The following is an 18,316-nucleotide window of genomic DNA, read 5'->3' on the forward strand; positions in this document are numbered from 1 at the left end:
CTCCCCAGCGCATCCGCTATTCTCCTGTCATTGGACAGCCTCGGCACTTTATTCTGCCCTCCAAGCTTGCCCTCCGCCTTCATGAAATTCCTGAAAGCATCCTCCCGGAGAGGCCTTATAACAAGAGGTCTTAATATCTTACCCTCAATCAGATCCTGGTAATAAATGTTCTTTTTCTGAAGAAGGGCATCTACTTTCTGTGAGAAGCCCTCAAGGTCAGCCGGAAGCTTTGCAAACTCCACAAACCATTCATGATAAGGCAGGCCGCCTTCAGGCGCATTCACTTGTGGCGCTACCGTAAATTCGGAAATTTCTGCTCCGCTTTCTGCTGCGGCCGTCATCAAAGCGTACTCTACTTCTTCTCCTATCACATGTTCCCCGAACGCTGAGATATAATGCTTTATCCTTCCGCTTACCACTATCCGGTATGGATCCTTTGAAACGAACCTGACCGTATCTCCTATGCTGTATCCCCAAAGGCCTGCATTCGTGTTCAGAATAAGGGCATAGTTCTTTCCAAGTTCCACATCCTCCAGAGACAGGCGCGAAGGATTCTCGTTAAAGTATTCATCCGAAGGGATGAATTCAAAGAACATTCCTGCATTCACTAATAGCAAGAGGCCTTTCTCCTTTTGTGAATCCTGATAGGCAATAAACCCTTCAGAAGCAGGGTAGGTTTCTATAGAATCCACTTTTTTGCCGATGATCTCTTCCATCCTCGCCCGGTAAGGTTCAAAATTAACCCCACCATAAACAAACAGGCTGAAGTTCTTCAAGACATCCTTAATCTTCTTTCCTCCGGCTTTAGCCGACAAGCGGTCAAAATACATTTGCACCCATGGCGGGATACCCGAGATGAGCCTCATATCCTCATGAAAAGTTTCCTCCACTATAGCATCGACTTTTTGCTCCCAGTCTTCAATACAGTTTGTTTCGTAAGAAGGAAGCCTGTTTTTCTGGAGATACCCGGGAACATGATGGGCGACGATGCCGGATAAACGCCCTGTAGGAACACCACCCTTTTCACCCAGTACCGGACTCCCCTGGAGAAAGATCATTTTCCCATCTGCAAACTCTGCGTTTCCTGTTTCATGTATATAGGAAAGGAGTGCGTTACGCGCTGCTTTCACATGCTCAGGCATCGACTCTTTTGAAATCGGTATATATTTTACTCCGGATGTAGTTCCTGATGTTTTAGCGAAATAGGCGGGTTTACCGGGCCAGAGGACATTCGCCTCACCTTTCACCATCCGGTCGACATACGGCCGGAGATCTTCATAATCGCGAATGGGAACACGTTGTTTAAAGTCCTCATATGTCCGGATCTTATCGAAACCATGCTCCCTCCCGAACACTGTATCAGCGGCATCGCTCACAAGCTTCGCAAAAACCGCGCGCTGCGATTCAACCGGCCTGCTTTTCCACTTGTTGATCTGAGCAACGGCATATGCCGCAAAAGGTTTACTCAAAAACGACTTTAAACCCATAACATCTAAATAATGTTCCGGATAATGCCCGGATCCTGGTCTCCTTCATACTCATTCATCATCCTCCGGTAGGCCACTGTGATTACCACACTCGATAACGGAATAATCAGAAGAGAATTAACCAGGTTAATGATCAAACCAACAAAGAAGTTTCCTTTATAGTTTATCAGCAAATGAAGGATCTGAAAAATAGCCAGGAAGATCAGAAGGATCAGAAGCTTTGTAAAATTCCCCCTCGTGATCGCCATACTGAACCTGATCGATTTAAAAGGAGAATGATCTTTGTCTATAATAAAAAAGGGGAAAAACGATATCCGGATCCAGGTAAAGATAATTCCGAGTACACCAAGGGATATGGCCACCTGCGTCAGCACGTCCATCGGCACTCTTACATACGCAAATGGAAAAACCACCAGGATAATAGCACCATAAACTACTAAAATGCAAAGGATGAAATAAAAGGTGGCTATCAGGAACTTCGCGATTTGCCTGGTAGTGGGAAGAGAATCTTTCACATACACATCCTCCCGGTTCTCATCCAGAACCCGGAGAACAAATTTGAACAGCGTGAGCTGAAAACCGCAATAGGTAACGATAAATATCAGCAGCATAAACAGGCTCAGGCCCAGATTGAAACCACTCAGAAAAAACGCCAGGAACCCCGAAAGGTTAAAAACCAGGAACATCATAATGCACAGGCCCAATACCTTAAAATATTGGCTTTTCAGCACTCTCCATGCTATTCTGAGTACATCGTTAACAGCAAAGGTACTTTCCTTTAGAAACTCGATCATGAACTTTTAAGAATTATTCTTTTCCAAAAATCCTGCATAAATCCCAATCCATACGCCGTAAGCTGTATGAAGGCCGCTATTACACTAAGCGCGGCAACATTTAAAGACTTGTTTTCCATCCATGAATGGAAAAATATCAACAGCGCAAAAACAGCCAGAAAGAGGTTGCAAAAAACTGCTAATGGAAAAACAAGAATATTCATAAGCAGTGTAAAAATAATGAATATGGTAAATAATGCAGGAAAAAAATGAACAAGTTTAAGGGTCTCCGGAAAAAATTTATAGATATTTATCCGTGCCCTGCCAAAGAAGTGAATCTGCTTATAGAACTGGCGGAAATTAGTTCTTCGCTTGTGATAAACGACTGCTCCCGGAATCAATCCGATCTTAAATCCGAGACTATGGATCCGGATACTGAATTCGATGTCCTCACCCAGCCGGGTCAGGATAAACCCCCCGGTTGCTTCCCATACCTTTCTCGAGATTCCCATATTGAAGCTGCGTGGATGAAACTGTCCTCCCAGGTTCTTTTTACTTCCGCGGATTCCCCCGGTTGTAAAAGGAGAGGTCATCGAATAGCTGATGGCTTTCTGTACTGGTGTGAAAGACGGGTGAGCCGCGTCGGGCCCTCCGTAAGCATCCAGTTTATGCTCCAGCAGGTAACGGTTTACTTCCGTCAGGTAAGCCGGAGGTATCAGGCAATCCGAATCGAATATGATAAAGTAATCCCCCCTTGCGTGCCCGAAAGCGAAGTTCCGGGTAAAACCCTGGCCTTCGTTTTCTTTCACAAAGTAGCGGACGTCCAGTTTATTTCTATATGATTCCACAATATCCCGCGCATCAAGCTTCGAGCCGTCTTCGATCACCAGTACCTCAAATTGCGTATAGGTTTGCCTGGTAAGAGAATCCAGCAGTTCGTCAATTTCCTGGGGACGATTGTAAAGGGGGATTATTATAGAAAAAAACATATTTATGGAAGCTGTAAATCTCTTACAGCTTAACTTTTGTCTCTTGTATCTTAACTCTTTTGACTCATATCTCAGACCCAATCTCTCAGATCTCTTTCTCTACATTGTACGAATTTCGTTCGCTCGAGTTTCGTGAAACAAGTTCGGCGACAAAACCGGTGAGAAACAATTGAAAACCGACAACGATCGCCACAAGAGCTATAAAGAAAAGGGGTTGATCCGTCACATTCCGGTACTTCACATTATTTGCAATATCAATCAGTTTTTCTGCTATCAGCCATATTGCGATAACCAGCCCAGCAAAGAAGCTCAGAACGCCGAGAGAGCCAAAAAAATGCATCGGTCTCTTCCCAAACTTTCCTACAAAAAAGATAGAAAGCAGATCCAGGAAGCCATTAATAAACCGGCTCATGCCAAACTTGGTAGTCCCGTATTTACGGGGCCGGTGTTCCACCACCTGCTCTCCTATTTTCCGGAAACCAGCCCATTTAGCCAGCACTGGAATATAACGGTGCATTTCCCCGTACACTTCCACACATTTCACAACATCACGGCGATACGCTTTTAGTCCGCAGTTAAAATCATGCAGATTATGAATGCCCGACATACTGCGGGTCGCAGCATTAAAAAGTTTAGTAGGGATCGTCTTGCTTAAGGGATCGTGCCGTTTCTTTTTCCAGCCCGAAATAAGATCAAACTTCTCTTCAGTGATTCTCCGGTAAAGTGCGGGAATCTCATCCGGACTGTCCTGCAGGTCAGCATCCATTGTGATCACAACATCTCCTTTAGCTGCGGCAAACCCTACATTCAGGGCTGCCGATTTACCATAATTGCGCCTGAACTTAATTCCGCGTACCCGGGGATCCTCAGTATGAAGTTGTTCGATCACTTCCCACGAGCCATCATAACTTCCGTCATCTACCAGTATAATCTCGTAAGAAAAGCGATGTTGCTCCATCACCCGGCGGTTCCAGGCGACCAATTCAGGCAATGATTCTGCTTCGTTATAAAGAGGGACAACTACGGATATATCCATTCTCGGTATGTAAGGGCAAGGGTACATTTGCACCCTGATAAAAACGTGCAAATTTTATCATTTTTATTGACAAACCTGCACGTTTTTCTGACAAAATCAGTCGGCTTGATCTTAGTCTTCCACTTCGTCTATAAAAACCGGCGCTTCTTTTTTCAATATAGCAGCGCCGATGAGGCTGAGGATGCTGCCAACGATGGCCATACCGATAATAGTACCCACCAGTGCCATTGGCCCAAACCAGTTCCTGGTCATAGACATCGCAGTTTCCCGCTGGCTGTCTCCCATGGAGGGATTATTCAGCATTGCTTCTTCAGTAGCGTTCATCACCGCATCAAAGGCATTCGTATTTAACACTTTGTAATACAAAACCATAAAAACGCCGATAATAAGCCCACTGATCAGGGAGACCCTGAAGCCGGTCGAAAAAGCACGCCCAAATGAAATAGATCCGCCCAGCTGCTCATCCCGGTGATATTTTTGCGCATACATGATCGCCCCTAAAAAGGGCAGGTACGAGAGCAGCCAGGTGATCACCTTCGTTCCTGTAGACAGATCGGCTTTATTCATATCCACTCCCATGAAATACAGAACGTAGATGAGCAGTATCGAATAAAGGGAATAAGCAAGTGCGCTCTGAAACGCGATCTTATTGGGTTTAATATCTGTTGTTTCCATATTAAGCTTGATTAAAAGCAACTAACAAAGCATACACAGCAGCATCGAATTCAGGATCATTGCTGTGGCTGATATATTGTTCTTTCTGTGCTTCGGTTGGGCTGGTCTGAAGGAAAAAGCCCATCACCGGATAGAACAACTCTTTAAACTCGGAAGATTCCGGCAGCTGTTTAGCCACACGCGCAATTTCCTCTATATTGCTTTCCATTAAAACCTGGTTTGCAATAACATCTTCATAGATCCTGTATTCATCCTGGAACTCATCTTCATCTACCAGCAGAAATTCTTTCAGGAAATCTTCGAGCTCAGGGTCGATATCCTCATCCCGGCATTCACGCAGGTAAAGAATCACATTCAGCAACTCGGTACCCCGGTCTATGGTTTTCTCTTCAATCGCTTCCCATTCTTCCGACTCGAGATAATCTTCTTCCAGCTTCCCGACATCCTCCGCAAAGAAATTGACCATGAGAAGATCGAAGAACACCTCCCTCAGCGCTTCCAGGTGAGGTTCATCATCAAAAGCCTGATCCAGGAGCGCGGCTTTTGCCATAAAATCTTCGGAAGAATCAAAAACGGATCTGATCTTGTTTTCAAACGAAGCGACAGGGTAAGATGCAATTTTCTCAAATTGCTCAAGAGCGGCAACGACGGCCTGTTCTACATGTTTATCCATAAAGCTATCTTTCCTTTAGCGTTCAGCTATCGGTTATAACAAGTTTCTTAAATAAAAACGATAAAAGCAAGAACCTTTACCAACTAAACACTTGTCCCTTATTTCCGGTTATGAGGGCTTTCCCTTTAAGTGATGTACCCATAAAAGGGGAATTTGAAGACCGCGAGCGGTTTGTATTCTCATCAAGCACCCACTCTTCTTCGGGAGCAAAGAGCACAAAATTGGCTTCCTCTCCTTTTTCAAGTGCCGGCACAGGCAGGTTAAGAATACTCCTCGGATTAACCGAGAGTTTCTCTACTATGAGAGCAGGGGACAAACCAGCCTTCAGCACAAGCGGAAGTACAGTCTGCAATCCGGTGATACCAAACGCAGCGATTTCAAACTCTACGTCTTTAAATTCTATTTCATGTGGTGTATGCTGAGACACAACAGCGTCGATAGTGCCGTCTCTCAGCCCTTCCAGCAGAGCTTCTGAATCTTTACTGGTTCTTAAAGGCGGTTTCACCTTGTAGTTACTGTCAAATCCTTCAAGGACTTCTTCGTTCAGCACAAGGTGATGTGCTGCAACGTCACATGTAACTTTTAATCCTTTCTTTTTCGCTTCCCTGATCAGGTCTACGCTTCCGGCAGATGAAATAGTGCTGAAATGGATCTTCGAGTCATTATATTCTGCCAGAAAAAGGTCCCTGGATATAAACACCTCTTCTGCAAGCGGCGGGATCCCCTTCATTCCCAGGTATGTACTCATAACACCTTCATTCATCTTACCTTTGCCTGCAATCGATGAATCCTCGGGATAAGACAGGATCAACCCGTCAAAACCCTTGACATACAACATAGCACGGCTCATAAGTCCGGAATCTCCAACCGGCTTCGTTCCGTCAGAGAATGCGACAGCTCCGGCCAAAGACATATCGTACAGCTCTGCCAGGTCTTTGCCTTCACGGTTAAAACTGATGCAGCCTACCGGGTAAATATCTGTGAGAAAGCCTTTAGATTTATTAATGATATAGGAAACTTCCGATTTTGAATGAACAGGGGGATGCGTGGCAGGCTGCGTGGCAACTCCGGTAAATCCACCGGCTGCTGCTGCTGCTGAACCACTTGCCAGATCTTCTTTGGTTTCATCACCCGGCTCTCCCAGATTAGCATTCAGATCAAAAAAACCAGGAGCGAATATTTTCCCATGCCCGTCAATAACAAGAGTATCATCGCCCGGGGCGGAAATCTGTGCAGACACATCTGCTATTTTTCCGTCGCGAATAAGGACATCAGCTGTTTGGTCGTAAAAGGCAGATCCGGGGAACAGAATCTTTACCGAATGGAGGAGTATAGTTTTCATTAAAATAATTTAATCTTTCCTGCCATAGAACCTCAAAAGCAGAATTTCCGCAGCCAGGAAAACCAGGATCAAAATTAGACAAAGTTTCCACAACTGCACACCATTATTCGCTGCTTTTATGCTATTTTTTAGGGGAGTGCTCGCCGGCTCAAAAACTTTTACTTTTTTTCCCGCAAACATCCCCGTAATCCCGGCCCCGCTGACGTAACTTAAATCAGACTCTGCTCTGTTATCATTGAATGATACATACCCCAGGAGACTGTCTGCCTTAAGCAAGCGGTATTGCCCCGCCTGCCTTACCTGGTCAGCGATAAAAACCCTTGTTCCCGCAACAGATGGTCTTGCGTCCGGAATAATTTCAATAGTTTCATTTTTAAGTTTCAGCGACTGGTTTCCGGCGAGATTGATCCTGTCAGTATCGAAATATTCATTTTTCCCCACAGTAAAAAAGAGCGGGCGGTCGCGCAGGCTCAGAAAAGCAGACTGATACATTAATGGAACAAAGAAGGAATGTCTCACCAGGTTGGCCGACTCTTCACTTAAAGAAACGGCTGACAGTAAAACGGTCCCCTTTCCTACCCTGTAGTCTCCCAGGAAAGTCCTTCTGCCGGGCAGGCTCATCACGGGCTCACCTGCAGTCCTGCCCGATCTGCCGTAAAGAATATATTTTCTCGCAAGCGGGAGATCCGGGTTGTTTGGCTGTTTATCGAAAACACCACGAAAAACGGGATGTCTGTAATTGACATTTGACACCCGCGTTTCCTGCGAACTGATTGCTTCAGCGTAATCTGTCCCCAGTATCCGTGTTAAGATATTCAGACCTGAGAGATCTGGCTCTACCGACGGAAAAACGAACAGTGACCCGCCGTTCTCCACATATTCCTTCAGTTGTCCCGCCAGCCCCTCCGTCATTTTTTCTGTTCCGTTCAGTATGATCAAAGGAAACGCAGACAGACCTGAGTAGTTCACGCTGCCAGCATCTGTGCTGGAAACATGAAAGAAAGGATCTGATGCATAAACAGCGTCAATATAGGGCGCAGGAGCGGCTGTATTAATGACCAGCAGCGAAACGGCTTTTCTTACCAGGAAGGAGAAAAAGAAGGTATCGTCAAATGTAAGCGGATGATCATTAATCCGTAGCTCACCCTGCCTCCAGCCCTCCTGCATGCCGCTGAACAATAGGGTATCAGTCCTGCTCGTCCTGGCCGGCAATGATAGAGATCCAATCGCTTTCTGCTGTTTATCGATAGTAAGAGCAATGGAAACATTCTGTGATTCCTGGTCGGAATTGTTTTTCAATCTCACAACAAGACGCTCAGACTCTCCTGCTTTGTGTACCGGGGAAATAAACCATGCTGAATCCACCGATATGTTCGTCTGCGCAGGCGGAGCCAGTTTAACCAGCCTGTATTCGGTATCGTCACTTATATTAAGAGGCCGGGCCGGAAAGAGGTTCTGCTGAAAATCCGAGATCAGGTAAGCAGTCCTGACAGCACCGCGTTCCTGCGACAAAGCTTCTGCCTGCCTCGCCGTTACTTCTTCAAGCGTCCTGCTCATACTGCTCACCTTCACTTCCCCTACTGCTGATAAAAACTCTTCGTAATCCAGCAATCGCTGATGTCTGCCTTCAAAATCGTTTGTCAGCAATTGAAAACGATCATTCACACCATATGCAGATGCTATCTCCCCTGCCCGCCGCCTGGCTTCATCCAGCAGGGTGCCTTCTTTGTTCAGCAGTTCCATACTGTAGGAATTATCAATATAAATACTGACGGCGTTTATACCGGATGAAGAATGCCCTTTCTCAGCAGAAGGTATATAGGGACGGGCAAATGCAAAAACCAGGAAAACCAATGCCAGCATCCTTAATGCAAGAAGCAAAAGCCGCTTCACCTTCCTTGCGGCTGACGACTTTTGCTCTATATCTTTCAGGAAACTGACATTACTGAAGTAGACCCTCTTTATTCTCCTGAAATTAAAGAGATGAATGATCAGTGGTACGGCTGTCACCAGCAGAGCGAACAGAAATTCAGGAAAGAGAAATCTCATTAACCAAACTTAGGTAAATTGCTTCTATATGCAAATTATATATCATGCATATAAAAGCAATTCACCGGTTTAAAACATCCTTTTACTGGTTATATTTCAACACAAAGAAGCCTGTTTTGCGCTTCCATTCGCCATTGCTCTTGTATCTCAGTACATAGTAATAGGTACCCTGCGGCAGTTTGCTCCTTGTGCGGAATTGACCGGTGAAGGCTTCTTTGCCGCTAAACGAAACATCCCCGTTATCGTAATTCGAAACTTCATAAACCTTCGTTCCTGTACGGGTGAACACCACAAAGTGATTTTCCGGATAGTTCGTGATGCCCTCAATAATCAGCGCATCGTTGATTCCATCCCCGTCAGGAGTAACCAGCTGACTTACCTTTACAGGATCGGATGTCAGCGTGGAATCCACTACATGCAACTCCTGTACGACAGCTTTGGCCGGCAGGTAGTTTTTATCACCCTCCTGGCTTACCGTGATCATGGCAGATCCCATACCTTCAGGTTTCACCTTCATGCCTTTCACCGTAGCCACCCATGGATTCGAACTTGTCATGGAAACCGGCAGCCCGGAGGAAGCAGTGGCAAGCACCTGGTATTCCTGACCCTTACGCTGAAGGTCCGGAAGCGGGGCAAACGTAATAGTTTGCGGAGCTTTCTGAACTGTAAGCTCCTGCGTCCTGACGGTGAGGTCTCCGTACATACTTTCAGGAATCGTAGCAGTGATCACAGATTTTCCGGCACCTGTTATGCGGATCTTTCCATCCACGATCTTAGCCACCGTTGTATCAGAGCTTGAATAGATGACCACATTCCATGGATCGGTAACAGCACCCGGTTCAAAATCTGCATCCCCGTATGTTTTAACAGGCAATACACCGAATTCCAGGGTCCTCGCTCCTGTCACCACGCTCAACGTTCCGGTCTGGTAAACCAGGTTATAGTTCAGTGCCCCGCCGCCGCTGACAAGGATATCGTACTCCCCGATTGGCGAGCTTATAATAGCATCTGTTGCAGCATTTGCCCTGCTGGTCAGAACGGACTCGTTCTCATTGTTCACAAAACCGCTGTAAGCGATCGTAAATTCAGGATTTGGCTGTCCTACCTTGCGTTTCTTGTCTTCGGCGGTGACGGTAAGGACGGCCTTGTTTACCACAAGATCAAATGTCGTATCTGCCGCTTCAAAATTCTGACTACCCGCCTGAGACGCTTTGATAGTTGTGATTCCCGATCCAACGACACGTACCATATCGCCGGTAACGATCGCCACTGCAGGATTGCTGCTGATGTATGATATGCGGGTCGTTTGGTCGGTGCTTCCCGCGCTCAGTGCAAAGTCTGCATCTCCGTAGGTCTTCGTACCCACAGCAGCCACGGTGATCACCGGAACAGCTTTCGTGATTACAAGGCTTCGGCTTACTGCCGTTGCCAGGTAATTAGCACTTTCTGCCTGTGAAGCAGTAATCGTTACGGTTCCCGCACTTACAATGTGGATCTTTCCATCCACAATCGTGGCAATCCTGTTATCACCTGAAGTATAGGTGATAGCTGTTTCGCTGTGATTACTGGTTGCGTCTGCCGCAAAATCAGCATCTCCGAATGTCTTTGACGCCAGAACGCCAAAGCCGATTGCTGCAGCCTTCTTCCTGACCATCAGATTCACAGATACCGCAGTTGCCGCATTAAAGTTATTACCTGATGGCTGCGTTACGGTAAGTACTGCATTTCCGGCACCGGTAATATGAACGGTACCTTCTTCACTGACTGTAAAGACGCCGCTGTTGCTGCTGTTGTATTGCAGCGCAGATTCAGTGTTATTGGTATTGACATTCAGTGCAAAGTCTGCATCCCCGTATGTCTTCGTACCAATGGAAGGTATGACGACAGAAGATGTACTCTTCAACACCCTCAGTGCCTGAAGAACCGGCTGCGATGCCTCGTAATTTGAACCCGCAGCCTGAGAAACAGAAATAATGGCCTCACCAGCACCTGTAATATGGATCTTTCCATTTCCATCCACAGTTGCCACACCGGCATTACTGCTTGTATACTGGAGCGGAGTTTCGCTGTGCAGGCTTCCGGCACCTGCGGCAAAATCCATATCCCCGTAGGTTTTGGCAGAGAGTTCACCAAAAGTGATGAAACTTTCTGCCGGGTTGACGATCAGCGTTCCGTTGTCGTAAGACACAGCATAATTCCCTGATGCTGCCCCGCCGATGAGGATCGGATAGATGCCGGTTTCCGAATTGATCAATGCAGTCGTATACATTGTCGCAGCGGAGGTCAGATCTCCGGCATCATCGCCGTTGACAAAGCCGGTATAAACAGCCGTAAACTCAGGGTTTGGTTCCCCGTACTTCTTGCTCTTATTCTCAGCAGTGATGTGCAGGTCTTTCTTCGCTACCGTCAGCGTATGGCTCTGCGATATACCCGCAGCATAATTTTCACTGGCTGGCTGAGACACTGTGATAACAGACGAACCAGCTCCAACGATGTGGATCCTGCCATTTGCGTCAATTGTTGCAACACCAGGATTGGCTGATGTGTACTGAAGAGGAGCTTCAGTATTGTCACTGCCCGCGATGACAGAAAAGTCGGCATCCCCGTAAGTCTTTCCTGGTAATTCAGCGAAAGAAATGGAGTTCTCTGCCTGGCCGATCGTCAGTGTACCGTTCTCATAGCCGATTTCATAATTATCGGATGCCCCGCCAAACAGCTGGATAGCATACTGACCGGCCGGAGAACTTGCGGTAGCCGGTGTTCTCACTCCTACCCTTCCCTTAAGGTATCCTTCGTTTTCACCGTTTACAAACCCGTTATAGCTGATGCTGAATTCAGGATTTTCCCGGCCATATTTCCGGCTGGCATCAGCAACAGAAACTTTCAGCGGAGCCTTCTGCACAGTGAAGGTGCGTGAAACATCTGCCGCAACTGCGTAGTTGATGTTACCGGCCTGCGAAACGGTGATCGTAGCGCTGCCTGCACCTGTAATATGAACAACACCCTGCGCAGATACAGTCGCCACAGCCGGATTACTGCTGCTGTACTGCAACGGTGTTTCCGAATGGTTGCTTGCGGCAGTTACAGCAAAGTCACTGTCGCCATATTGTTTACCAGGAATACCGGCAAGGCTAAGGACAGCTTCTGATTTGCCAATGGTCAGGATACCCGCCTGGTAAGCAAACTCATAATTGTTGTCGGTAGCTCCGTTCACCGAAATTGTGTATTCACCTGCAGGACTGCTTACAACTGCGTTGGTAGAAGCATCAGCTTTCGTATCCAGGACAGTTTCAGTCTCTCCGTTAACAAATCCGATATAACTTACGGTCAGTGCCGGGTTATTTTCATTATAGTTGCGGGCTTTGTTATCCGCTTTGGCAACTAAAGGAGCCTTGCTCACGGTAATCGTCTGTGGCACATCTTCAGCCGCGGCGTAGTTCGCACTTTCCGGCATAGACGCTGTCACAACAGCCGTTCCTGCCCCTGTAATATGGATGTTACCACCGGAAATGGTCACCACAGACGGATCACTGCTCCGGTAGGTAATCCCCGACTCGGCATGATTGCTGCCCGCTCCAGCCGCAAAATCAACGTCTCCGTACTTTTTGGCCGGCAGGGAGCTGAAGCTGATCAGAGCTGGTGCTTTATTGACAGTAAGCATCCTGGTCACATTTGCGGCAGCCAGGTAATTGTTGCTCTCTGCAAGAGAGGCCGTGATCACACTTGTCCCGGCTCCGTTGATGTGAATATTACCATTCACAATAGTGGCAACCGCCGGGTTACTGCTGCTGTAAACCACAGTGCTTTCAGCATGAGTTCCCACCGCTGCCGGTGCAAAATCCGCATCGCCGAATGTCTTAACAGGTAGTGCTTCAAAAGATATTTCTGCTGCTTTCTTCGCCACCTTTATATTCATCGTAACAGGAACAGCTGCTTCAAAATTAGCACTCGCTGCCTGAGTGACGGTAATAACCGCATTTCCGGCGCCTGCGATTTGGACGATACCTTGCGAATTTACAGTTGCCACAGCCGGATCACTGCTATTGTAAGATATTCCGGATTCCGGGTTTCCAGATCCGGCGTTCAAAGCAAAGTCGGCATCACCGTAAGTCCTGGTTCCTGCTGAAGTCACCGAAATAGCAGCAGGGCTTTTCAGTACGGTCAGCTGCTGACTCACTGGTTTTGCAGCCTCATAATTTGCGCTTGAAGCCTGTGAAACAGTGATCAGGGCCTGGCCTGCTCCTGTTATGGAGATCAATCCATTCTGATCAACAGAGGCCACGTTCGTATTACTGCTTGTATAAACGAGCGGCGTTTCAAGATGGACACTCTGTGCTCCGGCAGAGAAGGCAGCATCGCCGAACGTGCGCATTGCCAGTTCGTTGAATGTAATGAGACTGCCTGTCTGATTAACCACCAGTGTTCCGTTTTCATAGGCAATCTCATAATTTGCAGAAGCGGCACCACTGGCAACTATCGGGTAAGTGCCCGCAGGCGAAGTGTTATCTGCCGTAGTGGTAAAGCTCACCTGCGAACTGAGATCCGCAGCATCTTCTCCATTCACAAAGCCGGAATATGCAGCTGTGAACTCAGGGTTCGGCTCCAGGTACTTCTTACTCTTGTTCTCTGCAGTGATCTGCAGCGATTTTTTATTTACCGTAAGAGTGCGGGTGCGTGATGGTGCAGATTCGTAGTTCGTGCCCGCAGCCTGCGATACGGTAATATCCGTCGAACCAGCCCCTGTTATATGGATCTTTCCGTTTCCGTCAATGGTTGCAACACCTGTATTGCTGCTCACATAAGTCAGCGGCGATTCAGGATTCGGACTTCCTGTAACCACACTGAAATCCTGATCACCGTATGTCTTCACCGGCAATTCAGCAAAGTCGATGACAGCATCCGTTTTGATGATGGTTAACGTTCCTTTTTTATACACGAACTCATAATTCGGAGACACCGCACCTGACGGCGTGATATCGTAAGCACCTACCGGAGTGGATACGGTAGCCGGAGTTGAAGCACCAGCAGGCGAAGTCAGGGCACTCTCATCTTCTCCGTTTACAAAACCGCTGTACTGCACACCTAATACCGGATTGTTCTCAAGGTACTTCCTCGAAACGTCACTGGCGGTTACTGTCAGCACCGACTTCGAGATCACCAGCGCACCTGCTACTTCAGTAGCTGCCGCATAGTTTCCGTTTGCTTCCTGCGATACGATGACCGTAGTGCTTCCCGCACCGGTGATATGTACTGTTCCGTCTGAGGATATTGTGGCCACACCCGGATTACTGCTGGTATATACAAGCGGAGTCTGTGTATGATTGCCAGAAGCAACCAGTACAAAATCTGCATCTCCGTATTTTTTACCAGTTGGAAGATCAGCGACGGTCAGTACCGCAGCTGATTTACCGATACTCAGGATTCCGGATTCATAAGCCAGCGCATAGTTGTTGTCGGTTCCACCGGCGGCTGTGATCACGTAATCACCGGCAGGACTGCTCTTCACCGCAGTGGTAGCAGCACTTGCCTGAACATCCAGTACGCTTTCAGTATCGCCATTAACAAAACCGATATAGGTAACGGTCAGAGCCGGATTCTCCTCGTTATAATTGCGGGCTTTATTATCCGCTTTTGCAGTTAACAGCGCTTTTGTCACCGTTAACGTTCCGCTGTGATAGCTGATATTGTAATTATCTGAAACAGCTCCTGAAGCACTAACAGGATAAGTACCCACAGATGATTGTTTCGTAGCAGCAGTTTGAGCTGTTGCCTGCACGGCCAGAGCTGAAGCATCATCCCCGTTTACAAAGCCCGAATAAGTGACCGTCAATACCGGGTTGTCGGTTCCATAGATCTTGCTCTTGTTATCTGCTGTCGCAGACAATGCAGCTTTTCCTACAGTCAGCGTACCTTCGGCATAAGTGAACTCATAGTTCGCAGATGCCGCGCCGCTCGCCACGATCGCGTAAGTGCCCGCAGCAGAGGCTGCTGTGGCAGGAGTTGACACGGATGGTATTGTAATAGAAGCTTGCGTATCACCGTTCACAAATCCTGAGTAAGTAACTGTCAGTGCCGGGTTCGCAGCACCGTAAATCTTGCTCTTATTATCAGCGGTAATCGTCAGCATAGCCTTTCCTACTGTCAGCGTCCCGGGCACATACGTAATATTGTAGTTTGCTGATGCCGCACCACTGGCCACTATCGGGTAAGTACCTACAGCAGAGGCAGCAGTAGCAGCCGTAGAAACTGAAGGTGCTGTAATAGAAGCTTCGGTGTCGCCATTCACAAAGCCTGAGTAAGTAACCGTCAGGGCAGGATTTGTGGATCCATAGATCTTGCTCTTATTATCAGCGGTGATCGTCAGCATCGCTTTACCTACAGACAGTGTGCCGTTCACATACGTAATCTCGTAGTTCGCGGATGCTGCGGCGTTTGCCACAATCGGGTAAGCGCCTGCCGGAGAAGCGGTAGTTGCAGTCGTCGATATAGCAGGCTGCGTAATAGATGCCTCCGTATCCCCGTTTACAAAACCTGAATAACTCACCGTCAGAACAGGATTTTCAGCTCCGAATATCTTAGCCTTATTGTCAGCAGTGATCGTCAGCATCGCTTTGCCGACTGTCAGCGTTCCGTCCACATACGTGATGTTGTAGTTTGCTGAAGCGGCACCACTGGCCACGACCGGATATGTACCAACAGCAGAAGCGGTGGTCGCCGTTGTCGATATGGAAGGTTCTGTAATAGATGCCTTGGTATCGCCGTTGACAAACCCGGAATAACTCACTGTCAGAACAGGATTTGCCGCGCCATAGATCTTGCCCTTATCCTCTGCTGTGATCGTCAGTGCAGCCTTACCAACTGTCAGCGTTCCGTCCACATACGTGATATCGTAGTTTGCGGATACTGCGCCGCCGGCAACAATCGGATAGGTCCCCACTGCAGAAGCAGCAGTGGCTGTTGTGGATATAGAAGGCTGTATTATAGAAGTTTCCGTGTCGCCGTTAACAAAACCTGAATAATGAACCGTCAGGACAGGATTTGCAGCTCCATAGATCTTGCTCTTATCCTCTGCTGTGATCGTCAAGGCTGCCTTGCCAATTGTCAGCGTTCCGTTTACATACGTGATGTTGTAGTTCGCGGATGCAGCGCCGATGGCGGTAATCGGATAAGTTCCTGTTGCGGATACAGCGGTGGCGGTAGTTGAGATGGAAGGTTCTGTAATAGAAGCTTCAGTGTCGCCATTGACAAAGCCGGAATAACGAACCGTCAGCACTGGGTTTGCCGCGCCGTAGACCTTGCTCTTATCTTCCGCAGTAATCGTCAGTGCAGCTTTGCCGACTGTCAGCGTTCCGTTCACATACGTAATGTTGTAGTTTGCGGAAGCAGCGCCGATGGCCACAATCGGATAAGTACCCGCTGCAGACGCTGTGGTGGCTGTCGTCGATATGGAAGGTTCTGTTATAGAAGCCACCGTGTCACCATTTACAAAACCTGAGTAACGAACTGTCAACGCTGGGTTTACTGCGCCATAGACCTTACTCTTATCTTCGGCCGTAATCGTCAGTGCAGCCTTGCCCACAGTCAGAGTTCCGTCCACATACGTGATGTCATAGTTCGCAGATGCTGCGCCGCTGGCAACAATCGGATATACACCCGCTGCGGATGCAGCTGTAGCGGTAGTATTCACCACCGGCGGAGTAATGGATGACGGTGTATCGCCGTTTACAAGGCCTGAATAGCTCACGCTGAGCGTTGGATTTGCAGTTCCGTAGATCTTACTCTTGTTATCAGCAGTGATCGTCAGCGTAGCTTTACCGACTGTCAGCGCGCCATCTACATACGTGATGTCGTAGTTTGCTGAAGCGGCTCCGCTGGCCACGATCGGGTAAGTGCCCGCCGCTGATGCTGTCGTCGCAGTAGTGGTCACCACCGGTGTAGTAATAGACGATGGTGTATCCCCGTTCACAAAACCTGAATAGCTAACCGTCAGTGCAGGATTTACAGCTCCGTAGATCTTGCTCTTGTCGTTCGCTGTGATTGTCAGCATCGCTTTACCGACGGTCAGTATACCGTTTACATACGTAAAGTTATAGTTGGGCGAAGCGGCACCGATGGCAACGATCGGGTAAGTGCCGGCAGCAGATGCTGTTGTAGCTGTGGTTGAGACGGAAGGCATTGTGATGGAGGCTTCCGTGTCGCCATTGACAAAGCCCGAATAGCTCACCGTAAGCGCCGGATTTGCAGCTCCATAGATCTTACTCTTATCATCCGCAGTAATTGTGAGCATCGCTTTACCGACGGTCAGCGTGCCGTCCACATACGTGATGTCGTAGTTTGCCGAAGCCGCACCGCTAGCCACAATCGGGTAAGTTCCCGCCGCAGAAGCTGTTGTCGCTGTCGTTGAAACGGAAGGCGCGGTGATGGATGAAGGCGTATCACCATTGACAAAGCCCGAATAGCTCACTGTCAGTGCAGGATTTGCAGCTCCGTAGATCTTACTCTTATTGTTGGCGGTAATCGTCAGCATCGCTTTACCGACTGTCAGCACACCGTCCACGTACGTGATGTCGTAGTTTGCCGAAGCCGCGCCGCTAGCCACTATCGGATAAGCACCGGATGGGGAAGTTGTTGTCGCTGTCGTTGAAACGGAAGGTGCGGTTATGGATGATGGTGTATCACCGTTTACAAAACCTGAATAGCTCACTGTCAGCGCAGGATTTGCGGCTCCATAGATTTTGCTCTTATTGTTGGCGGTAATCGTCAACGTCGCTTTACCGACTGTCAGCACGCCGTTCACGTACGTAAAGGTATAGTTGGCAGAAGCGGCGCCGGTAGCCACGATTGAGTAAGTACCCGCAGCTGAAGCGGTGGTCGCTGTTGTTGAGACAGAAGGCGCAGTGATAGATGATGGCGTATCACCATTTACAAAACCTGAATAGCTCACTGTCAGCGCAGGATTTGCAGCTCCGTAGATCCTGCTCTTGTTATCAGCAGTGATCGTCAGCATCGCTTTGCCTACTGTCAGCACGCCGTTCACATACGTAAAGGCATAGTTGGCTGAAGCGGCTCCAATAGCTACAATCGGATAAGTACCGGCAGCAGATGCAGTGGTCGCTGTTGTTGAGACAGAAGGCGCCGTGATAGATGCCGGCGTATCACCATTTACAAAACCTGAATAACTCACTGTCAGTGCCGGATTTGCAGCTCCGTAGATCCTGCTCTTATTGTCGGCAGTGATCGTCAGCATCGCTTTACCAACTGTCAGCGTGCCATCCACGTACGTGAAGTCGTA

9 protein-coding genes are annotated in these 18,316 nt (G+C 48.1%); all 9 read right to left on the minus strand.

What is annotated here, in order from left to right:
- The coding region (locus DDR33_RS18445) for a GH3 auxin-responsive promoter family protein (RefSeq protein ID WP_109417281.1) at window positions 1–1,487 on the minus strand (1,487 nt) is incomplete at its 3' end.
- A gap of 5 nt (window positions 1,488–1,492) precedes the next feature.
- Window positions 1,493–2,281 carry a hypothetical protein gene (locus DDR33_RS18450; protein ID WP_109417282.1) on the minus strand — a complete coding sequence of 263 codons (789 nt, stop codon included), beginning with the start codon at window positions 2,279–2,281 and terminating at the stop codon, window positions 1,493–1,495.
- Window positions 2,278–3,249 (minus strand): glycosyltransferase, encoded by a 972-nt coding sequence (locus DDR33_RS18455; RefSeq protein WP_109417283.1) that lies wholly within the window; start codon window positions 3,247–3,249, stop codon window positions 2,278–2,280. The genes DDR33_RS18450 and DDR33_RS18455 overlap by 4 nt, the downstream gene beginning before the upstream one ends.
- 85 nt (window positions 3,250–3,334) lie before the next feature.
- Window positions 3,335–4,285: a glycosyltransferase family 2 protein gene (locus DDR33_RS18460; protein WP_109417284.1), complete on the minus strand. Its 951-nt coding sequence runs from the start codon at window positions 4,283–4,285 to the stop codon at window positions 3,335–3,337.
- Between the two features lie 111 nt (window positions 4,286–4,396).
- Complete coding sequence (locus DDR33_RS18465; protein WP_109417285.1) at window positions 4,397–4,960, minus strand: DUF4199 domain-containing protein; 564 nt, start codon at window positions 4,958–4,960, stop codon at window positions 4,397–4,399.
- A 1-nt stretch (window position 4,961) separates the two neighbouring features.
- Window positions 4,962–5,633: a hypothetical protein gene (locus DDR33_RS18470; RefSeq protein WP_109417286.1), complete on the minus strand. Its 672-nt coding sequence runs from the start codon at window positions 5,631–5,633 to the stop codon at window positions 4,962–4,964.
- 76 nt (window positions 5,634–5,709) lie between these two features.
- Entirely contained in the window at window positions 5,710–6,975 is a 1,266-nt protein-coding gene (locus DDR33_RS18475; protein WP_109417287.1) for a dihydroorotase, read from the minus strand.
- 9 nt (window positions 6,976–6,984) lie between these two features.
- Window positions 6,985–9,024 (minus strand): BatA domain-containing protein, encoded by a 2,040-nt coding sequence (locus tag DDR33_RS18480; protein WP_109417288.1) that lies wholly within the window; start codon window positions 9,022–9,024, stop codon window positions 6,985–6,987.
- An 82-nt stretch (window positions 9,025–9,106) separates the two neighbouring features.
- A complete protein-coding gene (locus DDR33_RS18485) occupies window positions 9,107–18,301 on the minus strand; it encodes an MBG domain-containing protein (RefSeq protein WP_109417289.1) in 9,195 nt (3,064 codons plus the stop codon).
- Between the last annotated feature and the right edge of the window lie 15 nt (window positions 18,302–18,316).

The organism is Pararcticibacter amylolyticus, assembly GCF_003130405.1.
Lineage (GTDB): Bacteria > Bacteroidota > Bacteroidia > Sphingobacteriales > Sphingobacteriaceae > Arcticibacter > Arcticibacter amylolyticus.